Annotated in this window: 19 protein-coding genes and 1 tRNA gene; 12 read left to right on the top strand and 8 right to left on the bottom strand. The window is 69.1% G+C overall.

What is annotated here, in order from left to right; all coding sequences use genetic code 11:
• Nucleotides 1-23: 23 nt before the first annotated feature.
• Together DLJ53_RS24660 and DLJ53_RS24655 are read right to left on the bottom strand one after the other, a co-directional pair.
• On the bottom strand, nt 24-1,016 hold the full coding sequence (locus tag DLJ53_RS24660) for an FAD-binding oxidoreductase (protein WP_111350204.1): 993 nt from the start codon (nt 1,014-1,016) through the stop codon (nt 24-26).
• Between the two features lie 56 nt (nt 1,017-1,072).
• Nucleotides 1,073-2,359: an aromatic ring-hydroxylating oxygenase subunit alpha gene (locus DLJ53_RS24655; RefSeq protein WP_111350202.1), complete on the bottom strand. Its 1,287-nt coding sequence runs from the start codon at nt 2,357-2,359 to the stop codon at nt 1,073-1,075.
• A 144-nt stretch (nt 2,360-2,503) separates the two neighbouring features.
• Between DLJ53_RS24655 and DLJ53_RS24650 the strand changes: the two genes are divergently transcribed.
• Nucleotides 2,504-3,415: a LysR substrate-binding domain-containing protein gene (locus DLJ53_RS24650; protein ID WP_162409526.1), complete on the top strand. Its 912-nt coding sequence runs from the start codon at nt 2,504-2,506 to the stop codon at nt 3,413-3,415.
• 9 nt (nt 3,416-3,424) lie between these two features.
• Here DLJ53_RS24650 and DLJ53_RS24645 read toward each other — a convergent pair whose 3' ends face one another.
• Complete coding sequence (locus DLJ53_RS24645; protein WP_226576878.1) at nt 3,425-4,399, bottom strand: GlxA family transcriptional regulator; 975 nt, start codon at nt 4,397-4,399, stop codon at nt 3,425-3,427.
• A 213-nt stretch (nt 4,400-4,612) separates the two neighbouring features.
• Here DLJ53_RS24645 and DLJ53_RS24640 point away from each other — a divergent pair, with 213 nt between their 5' ends.
• The 6 genes from DLJ53_RS24640 to DLJ53_RS24615 all read left to right on the top strand — a co-directional run bounded on the left by DLJ53_RS24640 (nt 4,613) and on the right by DLJ53_RS24615 (nt 12,311).
• The gene (locus DLJ53_RS24640) at nt 4,613-5,866 is read left to right on the top strand and encodes a sarcosine oxidase subunit beta family protein (RefSeq protein ID WP_111350196.1); all 1,254 of its coding nucleotides are present in this window, start codon (nt 4,613-4,615) and stop codon (nt 5,864-5,866) included.
• Between the two features lie 17 nt (nt 5,867-5,883).
• Complete coding sequence (locus DLJ53_RS24635) at nt 5,884-6,174, top strand: sarcosine oxidase subunit delta (protein WP_111350194.1); 291 nt, start codon at nt 5,884-5,886, stop codon at nt 6,172-6,174.
• Entirely contained in the window at nt 6,171-9,209 is a 3,039-nt protein-coding gene (locus tag DLJ53_RS24630; RefSeq protein ID WP_111350192.1) for a sarcosine oxidase subunit alpha family protein, read from the top strand. The genes DLJ53_RS24635 and DLJ53_RS24630 overlap by 4 nt, the downstream gene beginning before the upstream one ends.
• Nucleotides 9,202-9,720, top strand: a complete 519-nt coding sequence (locus DLJ53_RS24625; protein ID WP_111350190.1) for a sarcosine oxidase subunit gamma — start codon at nt 9,202-9,204, stop codon at nt 9,718-9,720. The genes DLJ53_RS24630 and DLJ53_RS24625 overlap by 8 nt, the downstream gene beginning before the upstream one ends.
• 265 nt (nt 9,721-9,985) lie before the next feature.
• Nucleotides 9,986-10,945, top strand: coding sequence for an extensin-like domain-containing protein (locus DLJ53_RS24620; protein ID WP_162409524.1), 960 nt, complete (start codon nt 9,986-9,988; stop codon nt 10,943-10,945).
• A gap of 64 nt (nt 10,946-11,009) precedes the next feature.
• Nucleotides 11,010-12,311: a serine hydrolase domain-containing protein gene (locus DLJ53_RS24615; protein WP_111350186.1), complete on the top strand. Its 1,302-nt coding sequence runs from the start codon at nt 11,010-11,012 to the stop codon at nt 12,309-12,311.
• A 117-nt stretch (nt 12,312-12,428) separates the two neighbouring features.
• Here the strand turns inward: DLJ53_RS24615 and DLJ53_RS24610 are convergent, their stop codons facing one another.
• Nucleotides 12,429-13,553 (bottom strand): type III PLP-dependent enzyme, encoded by a 1,125-nt coding sequence (locus DLJ53_RS24610; protein ID WP_111350184.1) that lies wholly within the window; start codon nt 13,551-13,553, stop codon nt 12,429-12,431.
• Nucleotides 13,554-14,199: 646 nt separating this feature from the next.
• Here DLJ53_RS24610 and DLJ53_RS24605 point away from each other — a divergent pair.
• The 4 genes from DLJ53_RS24605 to DLJ53_RS24590 all read left to right on the top strand — a co-directional run bounded on the left by DLJ53_RS24605 (nt 14,200) and on the right by DLJ53_RS24590 (nt 20,616).
• Nucleotides 14,200-16,719: a cation:proton antiporter gene (locus DLJ53_RS24605; RefSeq protein ID WP_111350182.1), complete on the top strand. Its 2,520-nt coding sequence runs from the start codon at nt 14,200-14,202 to the stop codon at nt 16,717-16,719.
• A gap of 44 nt (nt 16,720-16,763) precedes the next feature.
• Nucleotides 16,764-16,839: transfer RNA gene (locus tag DLJ53_RS24600), tRNA-Phe, on the top strand.
• Nucleotides 16,840-17,383: 544 nt separating this feature from the next.
• A complete protein-coding gene (locus DLJ53_RS24595; RefSeq protein WP_111350180.1) occupies nt 17,384-18,700 on the top strand; it encodes a hypothetical protein in 1,317 nt (438 codons plus the stop codon).
• 839 nt (nt 18,701-19,539) lie between these two features.
• Nucleotides 19,540-20,616: a helix-turn-helix transcriptional regulator gene (locus DLJ53_RS24590; RefSeq protein ID WP_146620081.1), complete on the top strand. Its 1,077-nt coding sequence runs from the start codon at nt 19,540-19,542 to the stop codon at nt 20,614-20,616.
• A 41-nt stretch (nt 20,617-20,657) separates the two neighbouring features.
• On the opposite strand, the gene DLJ53_RS24585 is transcribed toward DLJ53_RS24590, so the two are convergent.
• On the bottom strand, nt 20,658-21,458 hold the full coding sequence (locus tag DLJ53_RS24585) for a class I SAM-dependent methyltransferase (RefSeq protein WP_111350176.1): 801 nt from the start codon (nt 21,456-21,458) through the stop codon (nt 20,658-20,660).
• Nucleotides 21,459-21,604: 146 nt separating this feature from the next.
• On the opposite strand from DLJ53_RS24585, the gene DLJ53_RS24580 reads away from it, so the two are divergent.
• Nucleotides 21,605-22,483, top strand: coding sequence for a glycosyltransferase family 2 protein (locus DLJ53_RS24580; protein WP_111350174.1), 879 nt, complete (start codon nt 21,605-21,607; stop codon nt 22,481-22,483).
• A 113-nt stretch (nt 22,484-22,596) separates the two neighbouring features.
• Here DLJ53_RS24580 and DLJ53_RS24575 read toward each other — a convergent pair whose 3' ends face one another.
• The 3 genes from DLJ53_RS24575 to DLJ53_RS24565 are packed head-to-tail and all read right to left on the bottom strand — an operon-like array spanning nt 22,597 to nt 24,388.
• Nucleotides 22,597-23,136 carry a glycosyltransferase gene (locus tag DLJ53_RS24575; RefSeq protein WP_111350172.1) on the bottom strand — a complete coding sequence of 180 codons (540 nt, stop codon included), beginning with the start codon at nt 23,134-23,136 and terminating at the stop codon, nt 22,597-22,599.
• Nucleotides 23,133-23,618: a glycosyltransferase family protein gene (locus DLJ53_RS24570; RefSeq protein ID WP_111350170.1), complete on the bottom strand. Its 486-nt coding sequence runs from the start codon at nt 23,616-23,618 to the stop codon at nt 23,133-23,135. The genes DLJ53_RS24575 and DLJ53_RS24570 overlap by 4 nt, the downstream gene beginning before the upstream one ends.
• A 26-nt stretch (nt 23,619-23,644) precedes the next feature.
• Nucleotides 23,645-24,388, bottom strand: coding sequence for a sugar transferase (locus DLJ53_RS24565; protein ID WP_244935157.1), 744 nt, complete (start codon nt 24,386-24,388; stop codon nt 23,645-23,647).
• Nucleotides 24,389-24,640 lie beyond the last annotated feature (252 nt).

Genomic DNA, 24,640 nt, shown 5'->3' with positions numbered 1-24,640 from the left:
TCCTTTAAGCGAGCGGATCAGGCTCAGCGGTCTAGAACGATATCAGTTTGCGGACGGCTTGAGCAGGGCAGTATGAAGCCCCGCGCCACCTCGCGGTCGCGGATCCCCCCGCCGTGGTTCATGTCCACGGAGCCGGAGGTCTTGAGGCACTTGCACGTGCCGCACACGCCCTTGGCGCAGGACGAGGCCATCGGGATGCCCGCCAGCTTCGCCGCCTGGAGGATGGTGAGGTTCTCCGGGCAGTCGAAGCTCTTGCCGGACCTGGCGAAGGTGATGCGGAAGAGGCGACCGTCGGCCGGCACGTCGACATCGACCTCGCCGAAGTCGAACGACTCCTCGAGGTAGCGGCTGTCCGGCACGCCGAGCGCCAGCGCGGCCTCGTGCATCGCCTTCATGAACCCCTCGGGGCCGCAGCACAGGACCGTCCGCTGCGCGAGGTCCGGCACCAGCCGCGCCAGCGCATGGGCGTCGATGCGGCCCCGTTCGCCGTCCCACGCCCCGTTGGCGCGGCTCGCCACCGTGACGATCCGCAGGTTCGGCAGGCGCCGTGCCAGGGCGGCGAGGTCGTGGGCGGCGATGATGTCCGCCTCCGTGCGCGCGGCGTGGATGAACACGGCGTCGAGGTCGATGCCGAGGTCGACGGCGGTGCGCACCATCGACAGCATCGGCGTCACGCCGCTGCCGGCCGAGAGCAGGAGATACTTGTCGTCGGCCTTCGTCGGGCCGAACTGGCCGGACGGGCCGAACGCCTCGATCACCGTGCCCGGCGTCAGCGTCGCGTGAAGATGGCCGGAGAGGACGCCGCCCTCCTTCCTCTTCACGGTGATGGTGGCGGTGCGCTCCCCGGCGGCGGAGGACGACAGCGTGTAGCAGCGCTCCACCAATTCGCCGTCCGGTCCCGGGACGCGGATGGTGATGAACTGGCCGGGGCTATAGGCGATGCGCCCGCCGTCCTCGGGTGCGAGGAGGAACGAGCGCACGTCGTGCGTCTCGTCCCAGGCGGCGAGGCAACGCATCCGGGCCCAACGATCGGTACGCCACTCGGCCCGCGTGGCAGGTAAACTGAATGAACTCAAACCCCGTAACCGTGTGCCTGCATGCGTTCGACGTACCAGGTCGACCACTCGTCGAGGGTACGTTCGGTGAAGCGGGAATAGGGACCGGGGCGATAACCGGCCGACATGGCGCCCTGGTGGGCGATGCGCACGAGGTCGGCGTCTTCCCGGTTGGTGTCGACCCAGACCGAGATGAGGTTGGCCAGGTCGTAGTCCTCGCCCTCCACGGCGTCCTTGTGGACCAGCCACTTGGTGCGCAGGAGGCTCTTGTCCGGACCGAGCGGCAGCACGGTGAAGACCACCGCGTGGTCGCCCATGAAGTGGTTCCAGCCGTTCACCGTCCACAGGTGCGTGTCGCCCGAGCCGGTGGCGACCTCTTCCGACAGCGGCAGGCGGCAGGCGGCGCGGGTGTCGAGCGTCTGCGACTCGCCGGCGCCGGCGATGATGAGGCGCTGGGTGCGGAACTGGGTCGGGTGGCCGACGACGTTGTTCACCGTCGACGAGGGCAGCCCGCAGGCCTCCCAGAGGGCGGTGCGCTCGGCATACTGCGCGGAGAGCCAGTCGGCCTGCTCGCGCTCCTCGTCCGACAGCTCCGACGGGTCGAAGCCGAGGTCAGTGGAGTAGTAGGAGAGCGCGAGCTCCGGGTGGTTGCCGGCGCAGTGGTAGCACTCACGATTGTTCTCCATCGTGAGCTTCCAGTTGCCCTCCTCGATGAGGTCCGTCTCGTAGGCGATCTTCGTGTTCGCGAGATCGTAGGGGGCGAGACGCGGGCCCATGATCGCCTCGAACGCGGCGATGTCCTCCGGCGGATCGTTCGACAGGCACACGTAGATGAGCCCGCCGATGTTGCGAAGCGCGACCGGCTGGAGGTGATGGAGCGCCTTGTCGAAGTCGAGGCCCATGTGGGTCGCGCCGGTGAGCTCGCCCGTCAGCTCGTAGGTCCACTGGTGGTAGGGGCACACCAGCTTGCCGACGATGGCGCGGCCGGACGGGACGATCTTCGCCCCGCGGTGGCTGCACACGTTGTGGAAGGCGCGAATCTGCCCCTCGTCGTCGCGCACGAGGATGATCGGTGTGGGGCCGATATCCACGGCGTAGACGTCACCGGGCTCGGGGACATCGGCCTCGACGCCGACCACGATCCAGTGATGATGGAACACGACGCTGATGTCCGCCTCGAAGGCTGCCGCCCCGGTGTACAGGGCGGCTGGCAGCGAATATCCGGGGCGCCGTGCGGCGATCAGGGCACCCAGGTCATCGTCGGCGGGGTCTACTGCCCGCCGTGGACGCACGACTTGCTGCATTAACAAGCACCCTCAATTCTTCTTGGTGGACCATGTCCAGCGCCGATACTGGAAGTATTTTGGCTCGACAAACGGAATCTGCAATCGGATAAAAACTCGTCCGACACATGATGTGGGGTTATGTGTTTTGACGGGGTTGGTGCCATGTCACGGTTGAGGCGCAGCGTTCCCTCGCTCGGCGCCCTGGCGGCGTTCGAAGCCGCCGCGCGTCTCGAGGGGTTCACCAAGGCGGCCGGCGAACTGGGCGTGACACAAGCGGCCATCTCCCGCCAAATCAGGGCCTTGGAGACCGATCTCGGCAAGCCGCTCTTCGTGCGCGGCAACCGTCAGGTGGAGCTGACCGCGGCCGGCCGTCTCCTCGCCGAGGCTGTCTCCGAATCCTTTACGCGCATGGCCGCGGCCATCGACGAGATCCGCGAGGGGCGCGACGTCTCGACGCTGACGGTGTCGACCTCCCTCGCGTTCTCGCACTTCTGGCTGCTGCCACGCTTGCCGTCCTTCCGCGTGGCGCACCCGGACGTGAAGCTGTCGGTGCTCTCCTCCGACTATGCCGTCGACCTGCGGCTCGGCGAGGCGGACGTCGCCATCCGCTACGGCAAGCCCCCGTTCCGGGACGGCTACAGCGTCGCCTGCCTGGAGGAGATCGCCTACCCGGTCGCGAGCCCGTCGCTGGTGGAGGCGCTCCCGGACCGCGTCGACAAGGAGCTCCTCACCACCCTCCCCCTCATCGAGGCGGAGCCGCGCGAGCGGCAGTGGCTGAGCTGGCCCAAGTGGTTCTCCCTCGCCGGGATCGACGCGACACCCCGCCGCGGCGTGATGACGTTCAACCACTACTCCGACGCCGTCTACGCCGCGATCACCGGGGAAGGCGTGATCGTCGGCTGGCACCAGCTACTGCAGCGGCCGCTGACCGACGGGCGGCTGACCCGGATCGGCACCACCTCGGTCAAGACCGAGGAGGGCCACCACGTGGTGGTCGCGAGCGACAAGCTGGACCACACGCCGGTCGACGCCTTCGTCGACTGGATCACCGCCGGGTTCGAGAGCTGCGCCTGAGGCGGCCCGTCAGCAGCTCGCCACCGCCTGCCGGCGCCACGCCTCCGGCGTCGTCGCCTCCTCGGCGCGGAAGACGCGGATGAGATGGGAGGCGTCGCAGAAGCCGGTTTCGGCGGCGATGTCGGTGACGGACCGCTCGGTCGAGGCGAGGAGCTGCTTGGCCTGGCCGAGGCGCACCTTGCGCGCCGCCTCGTGCGGCGTCAGGCCGAGCGTCTTCTGGAAGTGCCGCTCGAGGCGCCGGCGGGACACGCCGAGCCGGTCGGCCATCAGCGTGACCGGCAGCGGCGCCGCCATCGTCTCGCGCATCAGCCCCAGCGCGCGCCGCACCAGCGGGTCGACGGTGTAGAGGTCGTCCGTCACGGACGGCTGCGGCCGGTCCGGCGACAGCACCTCGTCGATGATCATGATGGAGAGCGACTTTCGCGCCGGCGCCCGGCCGACGTGCTTGTCCACCAGATAGGCCGCGAGGTGCGCCGCCGAGACCCCGCCGGAGCAGGTCAGCCGGTCCCGGTCGACCACGAAGATGCGGTCGGCCACCGGCTCCAGCCCGTCGAACCGCTCCAGGAAGTCGTTGCGGTGGAACCAGGACACGCAGCAGCGGTAGCCCTGCATCAGCCCCGCCTCGTGCAGCACGAAGGCCCCGGTGCAGAGCCCCACCAGCGGCACCCCCGCCCCGGCCGCGTGCCGCAGGAAGGCGACCGACGCGGCGTCGAGCCGGTCCATCTCGTCGATCAGCCCGCCGACCACGACGATGTAGTCGAACCGCGTCGGGTCGCCGAGCCTGGCGTCCGGCTGCACGGCGAGGCCGCAGGAGGACCGGACCGGCTCCATCGTCGCCGACAGAATCGACCAGCGGCACAGGATCGGGCGGGAGCGGTCCCCCTCGTCTGCGGCGAGGCGCAGCACGTCGACGAAGTTGGCGAAGGCGCACAAGGTGAAGCGGCGCGTCAGCAGGAAGCCGACCGAGAGGCGGGGCTGCGTCATCCCATCTGGCTCCCTTCGTTCCGGTCCCATCCGTGCCGCCGAGGGTGCGGCGCGCCGCTCCGCCTCCGCGCCGGGCGCACCTTCGACCGGCGGCGGGACGTCGCCTCGCCCACCGTGTCGCAAATCGACCATTGCGCCGACGCGCCGGTACTGTACCTGCGTGCGCACTTGGCGCAATGGTCCCATCCTGTGATCCGGTCGGATGGGGCCGCCATGACCTATTTCTCCGCCTTAGAACTCCTCAAAAGCGCCGTCACCGGCGACCGCCACTGGACCGCCCAGTGGCCGGAAGCCGAGCCCAAAGCCGAATACGACGTCGTCATCGTCGGCGCCGGCGGCCACGGCCTCGGCTGCGCGCACTACCTCGCCAAGGAGCACGGGATCACCAACGTCGCGGTGATCGACAAGGGCTGGCTCGGCGGCGGCAACACCGGCCGCAACACCACCATCATCCGCTCAAACTACCTCTACGACGAGTCCGCCCGGCTCTACGACCACGCCGTGGACCTGTGGGAGGGCCTCTCGCAGGACCTCAACTACAACGTCATGTTCTCTCGGCGCGGCTGCATGATGCTCGCCCACACCGTCCACGACGTGCAGTCCTTCAAGCGGCACATCCATTCCAACCGCCTCAACGGCGTCGACAACCGCTGGATCACCAGGGAAGAGGCGAAGGCGATCTGCCCGCCGCTGAACATCCGGCCCGACGCGCGCTACCCGGTGGTGGGCGCCGCCTGGCAGGGCCGCGCCGGCACCGCGCGGCACGACGCGGTCGCCTGGGGCTATGCCCGCTCCGCCTCCTCGCGCGGCGTCGACATCATCCAGAACTGCCCCGTCACGGCGATCCGCCGCGGGCCGGACGGGCGGGTCGCGGGCGTCGAGACGGCGAAGGGCTTCATCAGGGCGAAGAAGGTCGCCGTTTCGGCCGCCGGCCACACCTCGGTGCTGATGGACACCGCCGGGGTGCGCATGCCGCTGGAATCCTACCCGCTGCAGGCGCTGGTATCGGAGCCGGTGAAGCCGATCTTCCCGTGCGTCGTCATGTCGAACACCGTGCACGCCTACATCTCCCAGTCCGACAAGGGCGAACTGGTGATCGGCTCGGGCACGGACCAGTACACGTCCTACTCCCAGCGCGGCGGCCTCGCCCTCATCGAGCACACGCTGGCGGCGATCGTGGAGATGTTCCCGCAGTTCTCGCGCATGCGGATGCTGCGGCTCTGGGGCGGCATCGTCGACGTGACGCCGGACCGCTCGCCCATCATCGGCAAGACGCCGGTCCCGGGACTCTTCGTGAACTGCGGCTGGGGCACCGGCGGGTTCAAGGCGACGCCCGGCTCGGCGCACCTCCTCGCGCACACGGTCGCGACCGGCGAGCCGCACCCGATCAACGCCCCGTTCACCCTGGAACGCTTCACCACCGGCCGCCTCATCGACGAGGCCGCCGCCGCCGCCGTCGCGCACTGACGGAGACGAGACGCACCATGCTCCTCATCCACTGCCCCTACTGCGACGAGACGCTCCCCGAGGCGGAGTTCACCTACGCGGGCGAAGCGCACATCGTGCGGCCCGATCCGTCCGTCTCGGACGAGACGTGGCGCGACTTCCTCTATATCCGCTCCAACCCGAAGGGACCGCACGCCGAGCGCTGGCGGCACGCCCACGGCTGCGCGCGGTACTTCAACGCCATTCGCGACACGGTGAGCGATCGCGTCCTCGTCACCTACAAGGCCGGCGAGCCCCGGCCGGCGATCGCCGGGGAGCACGGACAATGACCGACGCCACCCTCTCCGGCACCTCGTTCGAGACCGCGAGCTACGATCACGTCGCGCCGGCCCCCTTCCGCGTCGCCGGCAGGGGCCGCATCAATGACGTTCGCGCTGTGCGCTTCACCTTCGATGGACGCGAGATCGTCGCCGCCGAGGGCGACACCGTCGCCTCGGCGCTGCTGGCGCACGGCATCCACCTCGTCGGGCGCTCGTTCAAGTACCACCGCCCGCGCGGCGTGGTGACAGCCGGCTCCGAAGAGCCCAACGCGCTGATCAACGTGTCGCGCGGCCCCGGCCGGGCCGAGCCGAACACGCGCGCCACCATGCAGGAGGCCGTCCCGGGGCTGAAGGTCGAGAGCCAGAACCGCTGGCCCTCGCTCGCGTTCGACGTCGGCGCGGTGAACGACCGCCTCTCGCGCGTCCTCGGCGCAGGCTTCTACTACAAGACCTTCAAGTGGCCGCGCTCCTTCTGGGACAGCGTCTACGAACCGGTGATCCGCGCCGCCGCCGGTCTCGGCCGCGCGCCGGCCAGCGACGATCCCGACCACTACGCCGCGCGCTACGCCTACTGCGACGTGCTCGTGGTGGGCGCGGGGCCGGCCGGCATCGCCGCGGCGCTGCAGGCGGCCCGGGCGGGCGGCCGCGTGATCCTCGCCGACGAAGGCAGCGAGCCGGGCGGGAGCCTCCTCTCGACACCCGGCGCCCGGATCGACGGCGCGCCGGCATGGGCGTTCCTGCGCCAGTCGCTCGCCACGCTTGCCGAGGCGGGGGTCCGGATCCTGCCGCGCACCACCGCCATCGCCTACGACCACGAGAACATGGTCGGCCTCGTCGAGCGGGTGACGGACCACCTCGCCGTGCGCCCCGAGGGTGCCCCGCGCGAGCGTCTGTGGCGCGTTCGCGCGACCCGCGTCGTCCTCGCCCAGGGCGCGATCGAAAAGCCGCTGGTGTTCGACGGCAACGACCGGCCGGGCGTGATGCTCGCCGGCGCCGCGCAGACCTACCTCAACCGCTACGGCGTCGCCATCGGGCGTCGCGTCGCGGTCGCGACCTCGCACGACAGCGCCTGGTACGCCGCCTTCGACCTCGCGGACGCGGGCGTCGAGATCGCCGTCATCGCCGACACGCGCGCCGACGTCGCGGAGGATCTGCGCGACGCCGCCTCCGGCCGCGGCATCAGGATCGCGCTCTCCAGCGTTCCCGTCGCCACGCAGGGCGCCAAGCGGGTCAAGGCCGTGTGGATCGCCGAGCGCCGCGGCAGCCGCGTGGGCGAGGCGAACATCGTGCGCTGCGACGCGGTGCTGATGTCCGGCGGATGGACCCCGGCGGTCAGCCTCTTCTCCCACACCAAGGGCAAGCTCGCCTGGGACGCCGCGTCGGGCCGCTTCCTGCCGGACACCTCGCCCGAGGCCTGCCTCGTCGCGGGCGCGGGCGCGGGCGTGTGGGGCCTCGCCGAGGCGCTTTCGAGCGGCGCCGACGCGGGCGCCGCGGCCACCGGGACGGACGCCGCCCCGGCGCGGTTCGCCGTCACCCACGACCACGCCGGAACGGGCGCGCCCGAAGGTGCCCTCCCCTCCGACCACTACGCCCGCAAGGCCTTCGTCGACTTCCAGAACGACGTGACCGCCAAGGACATCCGCCTGGCGGTCAAGGAGGGCATGCGCTCGATCGAGCACATCAAGCGCTACACCACGACCGGCATGGCCACCGACCAGGGCAAGCTCTCCAACATCAACGGCCTGATGATCGCCGCGGAGGCCCTCGGCAGGACGCCGCCGGAGGTGGGTCTCACCACCTTCCGCCCGCCCTACACGCCGACCACCTTCGGCGCCCTCGCCGGCCCCCGCCGCGGCGCCACGTTCGAGGTGGAGCGCAAGACGCCCATCGACCCGTGGGCCACCGCGCACGGGGCAGTGTTCGAGGCGGTCTCGCTGTGGCGCCGGGCGCGCTACTTCCCCGAGGGCGTCGAGACCATGGACGAGGCGGTCGCGCGCGAGTGCCGCAAGACGCGCCAGACGGCGGGCATCTTCGACGCGTCCACGCTGGGCAAGATCGAGGTGGTCGGGCCGGACGCCGCCGAGTTCCTGAACCGCATGTACACGAACCCGATGCTGAAGCTCGGCGTCGGCAAGTGCCGCTACGCGCTGATGCTGGGCGACGACGGGTTCATCCGCGACGACGGCATCATCGCCCGCATCGCCGAGGACCGCTTCCACGTCACCACGACGACCGGCGGCGCGCCGCGCGTCCTCGCCACGATGGAGGACTACCTCCAGACCGAGTGGCCGGATCTCAGGGTCTGGCTGACGTCGACGACGGAGGAATGGGCCACCATCGCCGTCAACGGCCCGAAGGCGCGCGAGATCATCGCGCCCTATGTGACCGGCCTCGACATCTCCGCCGAGGCGTTCCCGCATATGTCGGTCGCCGCGTGCACCTTCGCGGGCGTCCCCTGCCGCCTCTTCCGCGTCAGCTTCACCGGGGAGCTGGGGTTCGAGGTGAACGTCGGCGCGGCGCACGGGCTCGAGGTCTGGGAGAGGATCGTCGGGTCCGGCCGGGCGCATGGTGCCTGCGTCTACGGCACCGAGACGATGCACGTCCTGCGCGCCGAGAAGGGCTACATCATCGTCGGCCAGGAGACGGACGGCACCGTCACGCCGCACGACGCGGGCCTCTCCTGGGCGATCGGCAAGACCAAGCCGGACTTCGTCGGCATGCGCGCGCTGACGCGGCCGGACATGCTGAAGGACGACCGCAAGCAGCTCGTCGGCCTGCTGACCGAGGACCCGGACGTCGTTCTGGAGGAAGGGGCGCAGATCGTCGCCGACCCGGCCGAGCCGCTGCCCATGACGATGCTCGGCCACGTCACGTCGTCGTACCGGAGCGCGACGCTCGGCCGGTCGATCGCGCTCGCGGTCGTGTCGGGCGGCGCGGCCCGGACGGGCGAGACCCTCTACGTTCCGATGCCCGGCGGGACCGTCGCCGCGACGGTGACCGGGACCGTGTTTTTCGACGCCGAAGGAGCGCGCCTCAATGGATGAGCCGGTGAAGACCATGAGCACGACGGTCGAGGCCCTGCCGGCGCGCGCGCGCTTCAGCCTGCGCGCCACCGAGGCGGACGCGGCCGCGGCGGGCGAGGCGCTGGCGGTGCCGCTGGGCGCGACCATCGGCGAGATCGCCGTCGCGGGCGACCGCCGCTCGCTGCGGCTGGGACCGGACGAGTGGGTCGTCGTCGCGCCGCTGGAGGACGCCGCGCCGATGGCCGGCGCCTTCGCCGCGTCCGGGATCGCCGGCAGCCTCGTCGAGATCAGCAACCGCGAGGTCTCGTTCGCGGTGTCGGGCCCCGCGGCGGAGGACCTCCTCGCCCACGGATGCCCGCGGGACCTCTCGAGGATGGCCCCCGGTCGCGGTGCCCGCACGGTGTTCGACGGGCTCAGCGTCGTGCTGTGGCACGTCGAGGACGGCTTCGAGGTCGACGTCTGGCGCTCCTACGCCCCGTTCCTCGAGGCGCTGCTGACGGCAGCCCAGCGCGAGCTCGCCGTTACCGTTTAATTTGCGTGGACGTCATCAACGACTTGTTGACCTAGATCGGTCACTTATACATGCGGATCGGCTGTGGGTATGATGCCCACCGCCCACTCCGGGCGCGGAGAGCCGCATGGTACGTCGGGCGTCGATCGCTGGTCTCGTGGCGTGCATTCTGGCCTATGCCCTGGCCGGAAGCGCGATGGGACAAGTGCCCGAGCCCGCCCCCAGGCCCCCCGAACACGCCGACTCCCCCCAGCCCCCCGGAACCGACGCGCAGGCCGAAGCCGCCGTGCCGGAGCCCCCGGCACCGAAGCCGTTGTCCGCGAGCGCGATCGAGGCGGCCCACGCGCTGGCGCTGACGACAAATCCGGCCCGCCCGGGCGGCAGCGCGGCACTGGGCTTCGCCCCGGCGGACGTCGCGCCGCCGCTGCCGATCCTGAAATCCACCGTCGTCCCGGCAGCCGCGCACCGGGCCCTGCCCGAAGCCAAGGCCCCCGAAAAGGCTCCCGACAAGGCTCCTGAAAAGGCTCCTGAAAAGGCTCCCGAAGAGACCGCCAATCTCGCCGAGGAGATCGACGACCAGTCCAATCCCGGCATCCCCCGCCCCAAACCCGAGAAGCGGCAGGTCGCGGCAAGGACCGCTCCCTCGGCGTCGCGCCCCAGGACCCAGGCGCGAGTCAACACCAGCATCCGCGCCGGCCAGCTCGACCCGGGCGAGGGCAAGGCCTGCGAGGCGCTGCTGTCGAAACGCGTGTCGTTCAAGGTCGAGCCGACGTTCCAGGAGAATTCATGCGGCGCGCCGCGGCCGCTCGCGGTGTCCCTCGTCGAGGGCGTGTCGCTGTCGACGACGGCGACCCTGCGCTGCCCCGTCGCGACGGCGCTGGCGGACTGGACCAGGACGGTTGTGAACCCGGCCGCGAAGAAGCACTTCCGGCAGGAGATCTCCAGCTATCTGATCGGCCCCAGCTACGCCTGCAGGCGGCGCCGCAACGGCACCGCGACGACGCGGCTCTCCGAGCACGCCTTCGCCAACGCCATCGACATCGCCGGCTTCAAGCTGAAGGACGGAACCGTGGTGATGGTCGAGCCCGACCACCGCGGCGCCGAGAAGGCGTTCCAGGCGGAGGTGCGCGAAGGAGCGTGCGGCGTCTTCAAGACCGTGCTCGGCCCGCGCACGGTCGCCTACCACGACGACCACCTGCACCTCGATTCGGCGCCGCGCGGGAACGGCTCGGTCTACTGCCGCTGACCTTCCTTGCCGGCCCGGCGGCCGAGCCATACCTCTCCGCACGCGTCGACATGCGGGAGATCCCATGATGGTCCGATCGATCGGAGCGCTCGTCCTTTGCCTCCTCGCGGCCGCGCCGGCCGCCGCCGAGCCGCTGCCCACGGCCACGCCGGAGGCGGTCGGGCTGCTGCCGGAGCGGCTGGAGGCGATCGGCGCGCGGCTGACCGCCGACGTCGACGACGGGGTCATCCCCGGCGCGGTGCTGATGATCCTGCGCAACCGCAAGGTCGCCTATTTCGAGGCCTTCGGCGAGAGCGACACGCGCGACCACACCGCGATGGCGCCCGATTCGATCTTCCGCATCTACTCGATGACCAAGCCGATCACGAGCGTCGTCGCGATGCAGCTCGTGGAGGAAGGGCGGCTGAAGCTGTCCGACCCGGTGGAGAAGTATATCCCCGCGTTCGCGAACCCGCGCATCGGCATCGAGGGCAAGGACGATGCCGGCGAGCCGGTGCTGGAGGGCGAGGCGCCGGCCACACGGGGCCCGACGGTGCACGACCTCCTGCGCCACACGTCGGGCGTGGTCTACGGCGCCTTCGGGCGCGGCGCGATCCGCGACATCTACGCCGAGAAGCGGATCACCGGGACGACCCTCACCGCCTTCGATCAGGCGAGCGCCATCGGCGAGACCCCGCTCGCCTTCGAGCCGGGAACGGGCTGGGAATACGGCCGCTCGACCGATGTCCTCGGTGCCGTGATCGAGGTGGTCGAGGGCAAGCCGCTGTCGGAGGTGTTCCGGGAGCGGATCCTCGGGCCGCTCCGGATGGAGGACACCGCCTTCTGGGTGGCGGACGAGGCCGACCGGGCGCGCGTCGCGCACCCGCTCGACAGCACGGTCAGCGGGCGCGAGTTCCTGCTCGACCCGGCGAAGGAGCCGGTGCAGCTTTCGGGAGGCGGCGGCCTCTTCTCGACCGCGACGGACTATGCGCGCTTCGTGCTGGCGCTGATGAACGGCGGCACCCTCGACGGCGCGCGCATCCTCGGCCCCCGGACGGTCGCCTACATGACCTCCGACCACCTGGGCGACATTCCGCACCGTGCGCCGGAGGGAGTGCCGACCACCGGCTACCTTCCGGGACCGGGCTACGGTTTCGGCCTCGGCTTCGCGGTGCGCACGGACGCGGGCGTCTCCCCGCTGCAGGGGACGGTGGGCGACTATTTCTGGGGCGGCTACGCCGGCACCTACTTCTGGATCGACCCGCGGCAGGACCTCGCCGTGGTCTTCATGGTCCAGTCCGTCCGGGAAGCGGCCCCCTACCGCGAGCTCCTGCGCAACATGGTCTACGGCGCGCTGCTCCCCCGCGAGGCGGCGAGCGGAGACTGAAGGCGGGCGGGGCCTGGTCCGCGCGGCGCCGGACATGACAACGCCGCGCCACGGGGTGTCCGGGGCGCGGCGTCGTATCGTCCGCCGGCGGTCCGTCGCGGCGCTGCCGCGACGGTTTCAGATCACGTAGGACGCCAGCGGCGGGAAGCCGTTGAACGCGATCGCCGAGTAGGTCGTCGTGTAGGCGCCGGTGCCGCCGATGAAGAGCTCGTCGCCGATCTCGAGGCTCACCGGGAGCGGATAGGGCTTCTTCTCGTACATCACGTCGACCGAGTCGCAGGTCGGGCCGGCGAGGATGCACGGGGTCGCGTCACCACCGCGGCTGGAGGTGATCGGATAGCGGATCGCCTCGTCCATCGTCTCGGCGAGGCCGTTGAACTTGCCGATGTCCAGGTAGACCCATCGGATATCGTCCTGCGCCTTCTGCGACACGAGGATCACCTCGGTCTTGATGACGCCGGCGTTGCCGACCATGCCGCGGCCCGGCTCGATGATCGTCTCGGGGATCCGGTTGCCGAAGTGGGCGCGGATCGACTCGTTGATCTCGTGGCCGTACTCGCCCTCCTCGGGGATGTCCTCGAGGTAGCGGGTGGCGAAGCCGCCGCCGAGGTTGACCATCTTCAGCTCGATCCCGCGATAGGAGAGCGTGCGGAAGATCTCGGCCGAGGAGGCCAGGGCCTGGTCCCAGGCGCGCGGGTTCTTCTGCTGCGAGCCGACATGGAAGGACACGCCGTAGGCGACGAGGCCGCTACGGTGGGCGTGGTCCAGCACGTCGATCGCCATCGCGGGCTCGCAGCCGAACTTGCGCGACAGGGCCCACTCGGCACCATCGCCGTCGCACAGGATGCGGCAGTAGACGCGCGCGCCCGGCGCGGAGCGGGCGATCTTGTCGACCTCGGCCTCGCAGTCCACGGCGTACATGGTCACGCCACGGGCGTGCGCGGCGGCGACGTCGCGCTCCTTCTTGATGGTGTTGCCGAAGGAGATGCGGTCGGGCGTGGCGCCGGCGGCGAGCGCCATGTCGATCTCCTGGACCGAGGCGCAGTCGAAGTTGGAGCCGAGGCCGGCGAGCAGCGACAGGATCTCGGGCGCGGGATTGGCTTTGACCGCGTAAAAGATCCGGCTATCCGGCATGGCCTTTGCAAAGCGGATATAGTTCTCGCGCACGACCTCGAGGTCGACGACGAGGCACGGGCCCTCCGGTCGGGTGTCGCGGAGGAAGTTCATGATGCGGTCGGTCATTGGCGCAACCCCAAAGTCTTCAGATGTTGCGTCGGCGCGTCATTCGGCGGGCACGCTGTGGAGGCGCGCACCGTCGTCTGTCGAACCGAAGGCCCCCGCTCTGGCCTGTCCGGCGGGGACGCGTCGCGTCACACGATCCGCGCAAACGAATCTCCACGAAAGAAGATCCGCCCGGCGGGGCGATTTGGACCGGGATGGCATTCTGCTGGTGGCAGCAGATGCTCACAGTCCCGTGATGCTAGCGCTTTGGGAGTTGGGGAGACCCCGCGACCCGCACGCCTGGCAAGGATGTAGTCGCCTCTTCAGTGACCCCGGCTTTTGGACAGCCGGAAGAGACCAAGGAAGCCCTCTACGTCGTTGCTTCAAGTCGCGCTGCGGATCGGGACGGTCGCTCCTCGCGACCAACACTCACCGCAGGGTCCGGTTCAATCCGGAAGACCGGTCATGCCCCGCTGACACCGAGCTCGTTTCCGACGCTCACCGCCAACGTGACCGGCACGCGACCACAGGCACGTGCGAAATTGGGCACGGCGTATATGCTTGATGCGCGTCCATTTTGCAAGGGGCCACGACCGCGAACTTGCGCAAAACTGGCCCTCGTAAATTTGCTTCCACATCGGGCCTCCGTTGAGGCACATGCCCATCCATGCCCCTGGCTCTTGTACTGACCGCAGTCGTCGTCCTCTTCGTCCTGATCGCCCTCGTCGAGGCGGTCACGAGCCGTCTCGCGCTGCCGCAATCGGTGGCGCTCGCCGGGCTCGGGATCACCCTCGGCCTGCTGGCGGCGGCCGGTAACGCGCCGGAACCGCTGACGCCGCTCGCCGAGCTCTTCTCCGAGCTGCCGATCTCGGCCGACGCGCTCACCCTCATCCTGCTCCCCCCTCTCCTCTTCGATGCCGCCTTCCGCATCGACGCGCGGCGGATGCTGGACGACGTCGCGCCCATCGTGCTGCTGGCGGTGGTGGCGGTCGCCTTCTCCACCTTCGCGGTCGGCTTCGCGCTGGCACCGGTGACGGGGATGTCGCTCTCGGTCTGCCTGCTCCTCGGCGCCATCATCTCGACGACGGACCCGCTGGCGGTCCTCTCCATCTTCCGCGACGTCGGGGCGCCGGCGCGGCTGGTGCGCATCGTCGAGGGGGAGAGCCTCTTCAACGACGCCGCCGCGATCGCCCTCTTCACCATCCTGGTGGCGGCGGTGGCGGCGCAGAACGTCTCGTTCACGGACGGGGTGATCGTGTTCCTGATGAGCGGCGTCGGCGGCGCGGCGGTCGGGGCGGCGACGGGGACCCTGGCGAGCGCGCTGATCGCCCTCACCCGCGGGCACGCCGCGGCGCTGACGTCCATCACCGTGGCGCTCCCCTACCTGACCTGGGTCCTGTGCGAGCAGCAGCTCGGCATCTCGGGCGCCATGGCAGTCGTGGTGTCGGGCCTCGCGACGGCCCGGCGCGCGCAGTCCGGCCGCGCCGTCGCCTCCTGGCGGCACGTGCACGAGATCTGGGACCAGCTCGCGTTCTGGTCCAACAGCCTCGTCTTCGTGCTCGCCGCCTTCCTCGTGCCGACGCTCCTGTCGCGCTTCGACCCCGAGTTCGCGCTCGCGACCGGCGTGGTGGTGGTTGCGGCATTCGGCGCGCGGGCGCTGATCCTGTGGGGCTTCCTGCCGATCCTGCAGAAGATGGCCCTCGCCCAGAGCATCGAGCACCGGGCCAAGGTGCTGCTGTGGTGGGGCGGGATGCGCGGGGCGCTGACGCTCCTGCTGGCACTCTCGGTGACCGAGATCGACGCGGTCCAGCCGTCCGACCAGGAATTCATCGCGGTCCTCGCGACGGCCTTCACGCTCTTCACCATCTTCGTCAGCGGCCTCACCCTGCGACCGCTGACCGGCCTCGTCGGCCTCCACCGCCTGTCCCCGTTCGAGCAGCACCTCAGTGCCGGCGCGCGCGCCTTCGCCCGGCAGCGCGCCACCGAGCGTGTCTCCTCCGCGGCCGACCAGTACGGGATCGAGACCGACATCGCCGAGAAGGCGCTCGAGGCCTACAGCGAGGTGGCGACGCCGGAGAACGCGGTCTCGGTCACGGCGCGCTCCCACCTCGCCCTCGTGGTGCTGGCGCAGGCGGAGCGGGCCGCATTGTCGCGGCATGCGGAAAACGCGGTGATCTCGCCGCGCGTCGCCGAGCTCCTCAACCGCGAGGTGCAGCGGGTGCGCGAGGCGGCTCGCGTCAACGGGCGGCGCGGCTATCTCGCCGCCGCCGAGCGGGCGACGCGCTACTCCCTCGCCTTCCGCGGCGCGCTCCTGGCGCAGCGCTGGTTCGGCGCCCGGCGCCCGCTCGCGGCGGTCGTCTCGGACCGCTTCGAGAAGCTCATCGTCCACCGCCTCGTGCTGTCCGAGCTCGTCACATTCTGCGAGGACCGCATCGCCCCGGTGATGGGGCACCGCGTCGGCCAGGTGTGCGCGCGCATCCTGGAACGGCGGCGCACCAACGTCGCCGCGGCGCTCGACGCGCTGACGCTGCAGTACCCCCACTTCGCCCGCCGGCTGGAGCAGCGCTTCCTGGAGCGCATCGCGCTGACGGAGGAGCATCAGGCCTACCAGATCCTGCGCGAGGAAGGGATCCTGGCCGCCGACGTCTCCAGCGCGCTGGCGGACGAGCTCGCCGCCGCGAACCGCCGCTTCACCGGCGCCCTGACCCTCGACCTCTCGGTCGACAAGCGCGCGATGGTCGCCGCCGTGCCGCTGTTCGCGAAGGTGCCGGATGCCGCCCTTTCGGCACTGGTGCGCAGCCTGCGCACGCGCTTCGTGGTGCCGGGCGAGCGCATCATCCGCCGCGGCGACACGGACGACGAGGTCTATTTCATCGCCTCCGGCGCCGTCGAGGTCGACACCGGGTCGCTGAAGGTGACGCTGGGCCGTGGGAGCTGCGTCGGCGAGATTTCCGCCGTCCTCGGCGTGCCGCGCAGCGCCGACGTGACGATGCTCGGCTTCGGCGAGCTGCTGGTCCTGCCGGGCCGCGTCTTCCGCGCCCTCCTCAATACCAACGAGGAGCTGCGCCGGGAGATCGTCGCCGTCGCCCGCCAGCGCCGCGCCGAAACCGACCGCGTCTCGGAGAAAACGGAGAATCTGCAATTGGCGCTGAATCAATCGCCTGTGGGTGCTGGACAGGCCGTCTGAGCCTCAGTATATACCCGGCCTCGGCGGCATTGATTGCCGCCCCCGCCCAGGTAGCTCAGTTGGTAGAGCATGCGACTGAAAATCGCAGTGTCGGTGGTTCGATCCCGCCCCTGGGCACCATTTTCCCCGAAAACGCGCTGACAGTTTAGCCGCCGATCTACTTTCGGCGGTATCTCAGTGTGGAGCTGCCGCGTCCCGCATCGGACAGAGCCGTCATCGACTCGTGCACCCCTCCGGTCGTGCTTGGCGTTCCCTGCCGCGTGTCGGTACCAGACCACCATCGGGACCTCCCGTGAGCCTGAGGCGCCGTAGGCGCGTTCGGGTCGGGTCAAAGGCGACGGGTGATGGGGGCGGCTGATTGACGCGATCCCGTGCGGCTGGCAATTAAGGCGCCGAGCCTTTTGAACTAAAAATTTGCGTCGTGCGAGCCGGCAATCCCATGGATCTTCCGTTGAACAAGCTTTGGGCCCTTGTCGAGCAAGGTTCCGACGCCTCCCGGCGTACCGCCAGCGATCTTCTGGTCGCCGCGCTGTTGCAAATGCCGGGACGGGTGACACCTCGCAACCTCAACGTTGTCATTCGGGCAGCCCTCTGCTCCGGCAATACTGACGCTCGGCAGCTGATCGCCCGGGTCGCGCTTCTCGATGACGACGAAAAGCGCACATTGGCTGCGCTGACCGACCTCTGCGGGGCGGTGCGCGAGCAGGCCGGCGAGGCGCCGGCGCCGAAGGAATGGACCATATCGGCACGCAGCGCCGACGACGGCTATCTGCTGCGCGAGCAGAAGGTCGCCATCGTCAACCTGACTCCCCTGCACCTCGACAGCGTCACGGGCATCGACCGGGACAGGGCGCGGTACGTCCTCGACTCGCTGCAGATCTCCCTCGGATCGCCGAAATTCGTCAATGACGGCTGCGCGTCGGCCCTGCCCCACCTTGGCGGACGGGACCGCCTCTGGCTGGCGAAGCTCCTGATGCTGGTGGCCGACACCGCGTCCGACCCGCGCAAGCAGATCCTCGTGTCCCAGCGCCGCGCCCAGCGGCACCATGGCGAGCCCGATTATTCCGGGCGCGCCCCTTGGGTCCGGGTGGGTCCGACGGAACTCGGCGCCCTGTGGTCCTACCACAACGACCGGGTGGGGGCGCTCGAGGCCGCCGTCCGGGTCGCCGAGGACGCGGAACGGCTCAAGCTGACCGACGCGCCGACGATCCACATCGACGAGCCGGGCTGGCCCCGGCTCGATGCCTACAACAACATCCTCCGGCTCAGCCGCAACGCCGGCTGGTACAGTACGCCCTCCCTGGCGCGGGAGGCCTTCGCGGACTGGGCGCAGCGCTACACCGATGCGATCCGCCGCGGCAGGATCTTCGACGCGTTCCTCCCGCACCTCGCCACGATGGCCCCGTTCATCGACGAGCTCGCCGGAAACGTCTCGGCGTCCTGGACCGACCGCAGCTTCATCCGCAGGCTGGACGGCGCGCGCGTCGTCCTCGTGTCGGTCTATGCGGACGTGATCCAGAGCAACTTCGCGTCCGGCGGGCTGCACCGGCTGTGGGAGGACGCCGAGGTCCCCTTCCGCCTCCAGCACGTCGAGACGGTGCGGGCGCCGGTGTCGGTGTTTCCCAACATGCCGCGCGAGAGCTGGTCCCAGTCGTTTCAGGACGTCCTGGAGCAGAGCCGCGAGGCGGTGCGCCGGAGCGAAGCGGACCTCTTCATCGCCTCGTGCGGCTGCTACGGGCTCCCCCTGATCGAGGCCGTCGCGCGCGAGGACGGCGTGGCGTCGCTCTGCATGGGGCATCACATCAACACGTTCTTCGGGGTGCAGTCGAAGTCGAGCGAGAACACGTCGCTCTACAAGTCCGCGCCGAACTCGCCGCACTGGGTCCATCCCGACCTCAGCCAGATCAAGGGGCTCGGCAGCATCGACGGCGGCCGCTACGCCGCGCGCAACGGGTCCCGGGACGACTCGCCGACCGGCTGAAACACCCGGACCAAAGCTTCGCCTATACTGTTCGATGTCGGGCGCGCTCCACTCGTGACATGGCCCGGCGACGGGCTGCCGCTGCCCGAAACGTCGACATGACAGACGCCACAGTCTCGCCCAGACCGGGGCCCAGCGGCGCGAACAGTGGTCGTCCGGGCAGGCGTCTGATCGATTCCGCGCCAGATTGCCGACGCAATCCAGGGCAAGATCCATCGCCCCTAAATTGTTAGCATGTCTACGATTGTTCGGCCCGTGCGCAACGACACGTCACGATCGCCACGGTTTTGCCGTCAGCCCGGGCAGATCGCGCGATTGTGACAAATCTGGACCATCCGCCCCAAAGCGCCGAGGGACCGGGGGGAAAGCGCGGTTGATTCAATGCGGAGAACAATCTCTGCATGCCCGTCACCCCGCGACGTCAACCTCTGGATGGCGATTTGAAACACTCACGTCTCGGTACGTGATTCGCTTTTGCACGCCATCTGCTTCATATTTGCGCCCCTGACCGGATCGGTCAGACGGAACCGCGGGCGACGGGGGGACCTTTAGAACAATACCTTGGCGCGTGACTTGCTTGCGTCGCGTTCAGACCAGCGGACCCGATCGACCGCTCCGCACTCCCTGACCTGCGGAGACCTGTTCTGGCGTGACTCGAGTCGACCGACGAGGGAGTACAAACCAAGGCAACGTGCGCAGTCGAGCGCCGGGCGAGGTCCGCAGTATCGTGCATGCTTGGGCACCGCGTCATGTCTAAGCTGTAATTACGCCACGATCTTGCGAACATTACGCGGCGGTTCTATTTTGGCGACAATCATTTGCATCCAAACAAGACTCACATGTCCGGACAGAGCAACACACGAGAAGGATCGTTCGAGTATCCCCCCTCGATGGCGCTGGTGCTCGACGAACTTCACAACACAAATCCATACGGCATCGTCATTCTCTATGCGATCAACCACCACACCGGCATTGGACAAATAATTTACTCGGCAGGAAAGCTGGGTGACGTCGACGGGATCATCGACCAGATTACGGCCGTATTGGAACCGCATTTCACATCGGTCGAGATGATGCCCACCGGGCTCCCCATGCAGGCAGCCTTCTCGCCGGCCGGCCGCGAGGCGTGCGCCAGGTCCATGGGCGCCTGCAACACCGTCGACTACATGCGGCTCGCGACCGGCGAGAACGAGAGCGGTCTCATCGTCGTCGCCTATCCGGCCGAGCACGAGCAGCGCCACAGGGCGGCCACCCTGCCGGTCCTGACCATCCTGGCCCCGGTCGTCGAGCGGACGATGTACCTGCACGTGGAGCACTCCGAGCAGCTCCGGAAGCAGATGAACTACCTGCTGGAGGCGTTCTCCGAGCCCGCGATGCTGTGCGACGCGGAGTACGCCGTCATCGGCGCAAACATGCTCGCCCGCCGCTATTTCGAGCAGTCCCTCGGCCACGCCGCCGATCTGTCCGACCGCCGCTTCCTCGCCAAGCTCGACGGCGGGATCATCCACGAGCTGATCAAGCGCACCGAGCTCTCGGGCGACGAGAGCACCATGGGTGCCTTCACGGATTCGCGCGGCAACTTCGTCCTCGCCGAGATCATCCGCCACATTCCGCAGAGCTTTTCGGATGTCGTCCCCGCTCCGTTCCGCCTCCCCTTTCCGGCCTTCGTCGTCAAGCTGAAGATCGCGCGGCGGGTGGTGGACGTCATCCCGTTCGATACCATCAAGGCGCTCGGCATCACGCCTGCGGAATTCCGCCTGCTGGAAGGCCTGCTCAACGGCCGGACGGTCCAGGAGATCGCCCAGGACAACAACGTGAAATACAATACCGCTCGCAATCAGCTCGCGAGTCTCGCCAGCAAGACGGGCCTGCGCACGCAGGCGGACATCATCCGTTTCTTCACCTCCCTGAGCTAGGCGGCGCAGCCCGCGACCGGACCCGCCGCCTGCTCGTTCCGTCAGGCCTGGGTTCGGCGACCGACCGGCAGCGCTTCTTCCCTGTTGAGATGCAGCGCCTCCGCCATCTCCGCGTCGTCCGCGTACGGCTCGTAGAGCTCGGTCGCGAAGCCGACGCTTCTCATCCGCGCCATGAAGTCGTCGCGGTCGTAGATCCGCACATGGTCCCACTGGCCGAAGCGGCGGTCCCGCTCCGCGGGCTCGGCGATCGACGGGTCCTCGTCGGTCCCCATGCCGTCCCGCGCGAACGGCGTCAGCAGCAGCGCGTGACCGCCGGGCGCCAGCACACGGTGCATCTCGCGGAAGGCCGCATAGTCGTCCGGGATATGCTCCAGCACGTGCGAGCAGACGATGATGTCGAACGACATGTCCCCGAACGGCAGCCTGGTGAGATCGGCCGCGCGAATGCCGTCGATGTGGCGGTAGCGCGCCGCGTCGAGGTCCGTCGCCACATAGTCGATCGCGTGCTGGCGCCTGAGCCAGAGGTACAGGCCGAAATCCGGCGCGACATGGAGGAGGCGGACGGGCCGGCTGCCGACGCCGGCATGGGTCTGCAGATAACGCATCATCATACGCGTGCGGTCGGTGGCGTGGCAGACCGGGCAGCGGTCATCGTCCCGCCGCATGCCGCCGACGACCCTGCGGCGCTCCAGGACGTCCGCTCCGCCGCCGTGGGGGGCGAACTTGCGCACGGCATTGCCGCACAGGACGCAGCGGGCGGTGTCGCCGTAAAACAGAATTTTCCGGAGCCCGAAGCGCATCGGCTGCGGGATCATCGTGGTGACCTGCCGGATGTGTTCCATACGCCTAATTCCTATTCCTGAACCCGAGGCCGCGCGCGACCCGGCACTATCAATTGAATATTCGCTGCCGCCCGGACGGACGGGCTTTCCTTATGATTGCTTTCGGGGCATGTCCGTTTGGTTCCCCGATCAGCCGAGACGCTCCCATGTCGGCGACCTGCAACACCATTGCGGTGGTCATCCCGCACTACGACGACCGCGTCCGTCTGCGGCGCTGCCTGGAGGCGCTCGCCCCGCAGCTCGGCACCGACGTCGAGGTCGTGGTGGTGGACAACAACACCCCGGGGGGCCTCGCCGACGTCGCCACGCCGGACGGCGTGCGCATCGCGGTGGAGAGCCGGCGCGGAGCGGCGAACGCGCGCAACCGCGGCGTCGCCGAGACGGACGCGCCGGTGATCGCCTTCCTCGATTCCGACTGCATCCCGATGCCGGACTGGCTCACGACGATCCGCGGCCATGCCGAGGAGGTCGGCCGATCGGCGCTGGTGCTGGGCGGACGCGTGGACATCTGTTTCGAATCGCCGCCGCCGCGCTCCGGCGCCGAGGCCTTCGAGCGTGTCTTCGCGTTCGACCAGAAGGGCTACGTCGAAACCAAGGGCTTCGCCGTCACCGCGAACCTCGTCGTGTCGCGTGAGACGTTCGCGCGCGTCGGCCCCTTCCGCGACGGCGTCAGCGAGGACGTCGACTGGTGCCATCGCGCGCGTGCCGCCGGTGCCGACCTCCGCTACGCGCCCGACCTCGCGGTGGACCACCCCGCCCGCGCGGACTGGCCGGCGCTGAAGCGCAAGTGGCGCCGGCTGACGGCGGAGGGGTTCGCGCTGCGGCAGGCCTCCGGCGGCTCGCGACTCGGCTGGGCGCTCCGCGCGCTCGCCATGCCGGTGAGCGTCCTCGCCCACACGCCGCGCGTGGTGGCGGCGAGCGGCCTCGGCGGCGGCGAGAAGTGGCGCGCCTTCGCGACTCTCGCCCGCCTCAGGACACTGCGGATGGTGTGGATGCTGAACCAGGCCGCGACCGGTCGCCCCTGAGGACGGCCGACAAGCCCCCACGGGCGCCGCGCGCTGGGTGAGAGCGGCGGGCCCGCAGGAACGATCTCGTCTGGTGGCGCCGCGCGACGCGGCCCCGAACGCCCTCGACATGACTAGTTGACGGACCGGGGGCCCGCGCCCGCCGCGATGACGTCGCGCAGCGCGGCGACGAAGGCCGGGTCGGCAAACTGGCTCGCCGCCGCGTTGCCCGCGCCGTCCGCGCACGGGGCGGCCGCCTGTCTGGCCGCGCCGTGCAGGGTGTCCATCGCGTCGAACAGCGTTTCGACCTCCTCCGCGACGTGGACGCCCGTCTTGCCGCGGAAGCGCCGCACGGTCGCGAGCTGGTGGTCGTTGCGCTGCTCGCGCAGGTCGGCCCGGCGCGGGAAGATCACGATCGGCCGCGACAGGCACAGCGCCGTGATGATCGACCCCATCCCCGCATGCGCGACGATGAACTCGGACTTCTGGAACAGCGCGCGGTACTCGTTGATGTGGAGATGCGGCATCGTCTCGAAGTGCTTCGGGTGGTAGCTGCCGCGTTCCAGCGGGACCTGACCGATCACGCGCGCATCCGGGTTGGCGGCGCACCAGCGGTCGACCCCTTCCACCAGCCGGTCGAACGGCTGGTGCGTGCCCAAGGTCAGGAAGATCATATCACCGCCCCCCAGAAGCGGGGTCCGCCGGGCGTGGAGAGGTCCTCCCACTGGGTCAGCCAGACGTCGGCGTGCGGGCCGATGCGCTGGCCGGAGAGGGAGAGCTCGTCCGCGTTGGCGATGGAATCGATCCAGATGGTCTTGGCGCCGAGGAGACGCGCGAACCGCAGCGCGAAGTAGCCGGGCGCGGCGCCGGTGGAGATGACGACGTCCGGCCGCTTGGTCAGCACGATCATGGCGATCTGGCCGAGGAGCTTCATGAGCCGCAGCTTCTGCCAGCGGTTCGCTTCGGGAACGACGATGTAGTCGGGCTCGGGCTCACCGCGAAGGCGGGCGTCCTCGAGCATCTCGCTTTTGAAATCCGGCGTCGTCGTCACATACGTGACCGCGCACTGGGACCACGATTGACGCAGCCGAAGCAACTGGACCCAATGTCCCCCGCCGGAGGCCACAGCTAAAACCTTCTTGCGTGTGTTCGCCATGGTATTCCTACTGACTTCTAGTAATCTCAGTACGCAGAACGACAGAAAACCAACATAATCGGCGTCATCGCCATGATGACAAAGTCCAGCATCAGACTCCGACGCTCGACGTAGTGGACATCCGCGGCCACACGGCCGGTGATCTTGATGTCGTCATTGACCTCGCCGCGCAGGTCGAGGATCTGGGCCAGCCCGGTCATGCCCGGCTTCACACGAAAGCGCTCGGTGTAGCTCGGGATGGTGCGTGCATACTCGCGGTCGTGCGCCAGAGCGTGCGGACGCGGGCCGACGAGCGACATGTCGCCGTGCAGGACGTTGAAAAGCTGCGGCAATTCGTCGAGGCTCGAGCGGCGCAGGAAGTGCCCGATGCGGGTGACACGCTTGTCCTTGCGCTCGGCGCACCGCACCTCCGGCCCGTCCTCGAGGACGTGCATGGAGCGGAACTTGAGGCACGTGAAGGCCTTGCCGCCAAGCCCGCCGCGCTGTTGTCGAAAGAACACCGGGCCGGACGAATCGAGCTTGATGGCGAGGGCGATCAGCGCGAACAGCGGCGCCAGGGCGACGACCAGAACGGTGGCGAGCACCAGGTCGCGGATACGGAACAGAAGTTCACCCGAAGGGATGGTGTCCTGATGGTCCGCCTCGCGGGGCAAGGCGGGAACGGGTTGAAATTGTGGCGAAGCGGAGGCCGCCACCGCCGTGGACCCGCCCATCGAAAGGACATCCGCCGGCGCGTCGGCGCCCCGAAATTCATGGCGGTGACCCCTCATGCGCTCCTCCGAAATCAGAAAGTAAGAACGATCGCGTTCAATCAAATCACGGCGCCACGGTGTTCCCCGCAGAAACATAAGTCAATTTACCGGATAATTTAGTTTTCCGAACCTCCAACCGAGAGTTCACCGCTCAACGACGGGTCGAGTCCTTCCTGAGCGCCATCGGGACAACTTCTCGTTCGGCACAGACCTTCAAACAACCGAATCCAGCCAACCAGGGGTTCCCTGAAAAGCAAACTAAACCTTTTC

The organism is Acuticoccus sediminis, assembly GCF_003258595.1.
Classification (GTDB): Bacteria; Pseudomonadota; Alphaproteobacteria; order Rhizobiales; family Amorphaceae; genus Acuticoccus; species Acuticoccus sediminis.
The sequence above is the reverse complement of the archived record's forward strand: the minus strand, read 5'-3'. Positions and strand labels throughout refer to the sequence as shown.

Excerpts from the sequence above, each read along its gene's own strand:
- DLJ53_RS24660 (WP_111350204.1), bottom strand. The coding sequence starts at position 1,016 with ATGCGTTGCCTCGCCGCCTGGGACGAGACGCACGACGTGCGCTCGTTC.
- DLJ53_RS24655 (WP_111350202.1), bottom strand. The coding sequence starts at position 2,359 with ATGCAGCAAGTCGTGCGTCCACGGCGGGCAGTAGACCCCGCCGACGAT.
- DLJ53_RS24650 (WP_162409526.1), top strand. The coding sequence starts at position 2,504 with ATGTCACGGTTGAGGCGCAGCGTTCCCTCGCTCGGCGCCCTGGCGGCG.
- DLJ53_RS24645 (WP_226576878.1), bottom strand. The coding sequence starts at position 4,399 with ATGACGCAGCCCCGCCTCTCGGTCGGCTTCCTGCTGACGCGCCGCTTC.
- DLJ53_RS24640 (WP_111350196.1), top strand. The coding sequence starts at position 4,613 with ATGACCTATTTCTCCGCCTTAGAACTCCTCAAAAGCGCCGTCACCGGC.
- DLJ53_RS24635 (WP_111350194.1), top strand. The coding sequence starts at position 5,884 with ATGCTCCTCATCCACTGCCCCTACTGCGACGAGACGCTCCCCGAGGCG.
- DLJ53_RS24630 (WP_111350192.1), top strand. The coding sequence starts at position 6,171 with ATGACCGACGCCACCCTCTCCGGCACCTCGTTCGAGACCGCGAGCTAC.
- DLJ53_RS24625 (WP_111350190.1), top strand. The coding sequence starts at position 9,202 with ATGGATGAGCCGGTGAAGACCATGAGCACGACGGTCGAGGCCCTGCCG.
- DLJ53_RS24615 (WP_111350186.1), top strand. The coding sequence starts at position 11,010 with ATGATGGTCCGATCGATCGGAGCGCTCGTCCTTTGCCTCCTCGCGGCC.
- DLJ53_RS24610 (WP_111350184.1), bottom strand. The coding sequence starts at position 13,553 with ATGACCGACCGCATCATGAACTTCCTCCGCGACACCCGACCGGAGGGC.
- DLJ53_RS24605 (WP_111350182.1), top strand. The coding sequence starts at position 14,200 with ATGCCCCTGGCTCTTGTACTGACCGCAGTCGTCGTCCTCTTCGTCCTG.
- DLJ53_RS24590 (WP_146620081.1), top strand. The coding sequence starts at position 19,540 with ATGTCCGGACAGAGCAACACACGAGAAGGATCGTTCGAGTATCCCCCC.
- DLJ53_RS24585 (WP_111350176.1), bottom strand. The coding sequence starts at position 21,458 with ATGGAACACATCCGGCAGGTCACCACGATGATCCCGCAGCCGATGCGC.
- DLJ53_RS24580 (WP_111350174.1), top strand. The coding sequence starts at position 21,605 with ATGTCGGCGACCTGCAACACCATTGCGGTGGTCATCCCGCACTACGAC.
- DLJ53_RS24575 (WP_111350172.1), bottom strand. The coding sequence starts at position 23,136 with ATGATCTTCCTGACCTTGGGCACGCACCAGCCGTTCGACCGGCTGGTG.
- DLJ53_RS24570 (WP_111350170.1), bottom strand. The coding sequence starts at position 23,618 with ATGGCGAACACACGCAAGAAGGTTTTAGCTGTGGCCTCCGGCGGGGGA.
- DLJ53_RS24565 (WP_244935157.1), bottom strand. The coding sequence starts at position 24,388 with ATGAGGGGTCACCGCCATGAATTTCGGGGCGCCGACGCGCCGGCGGAT.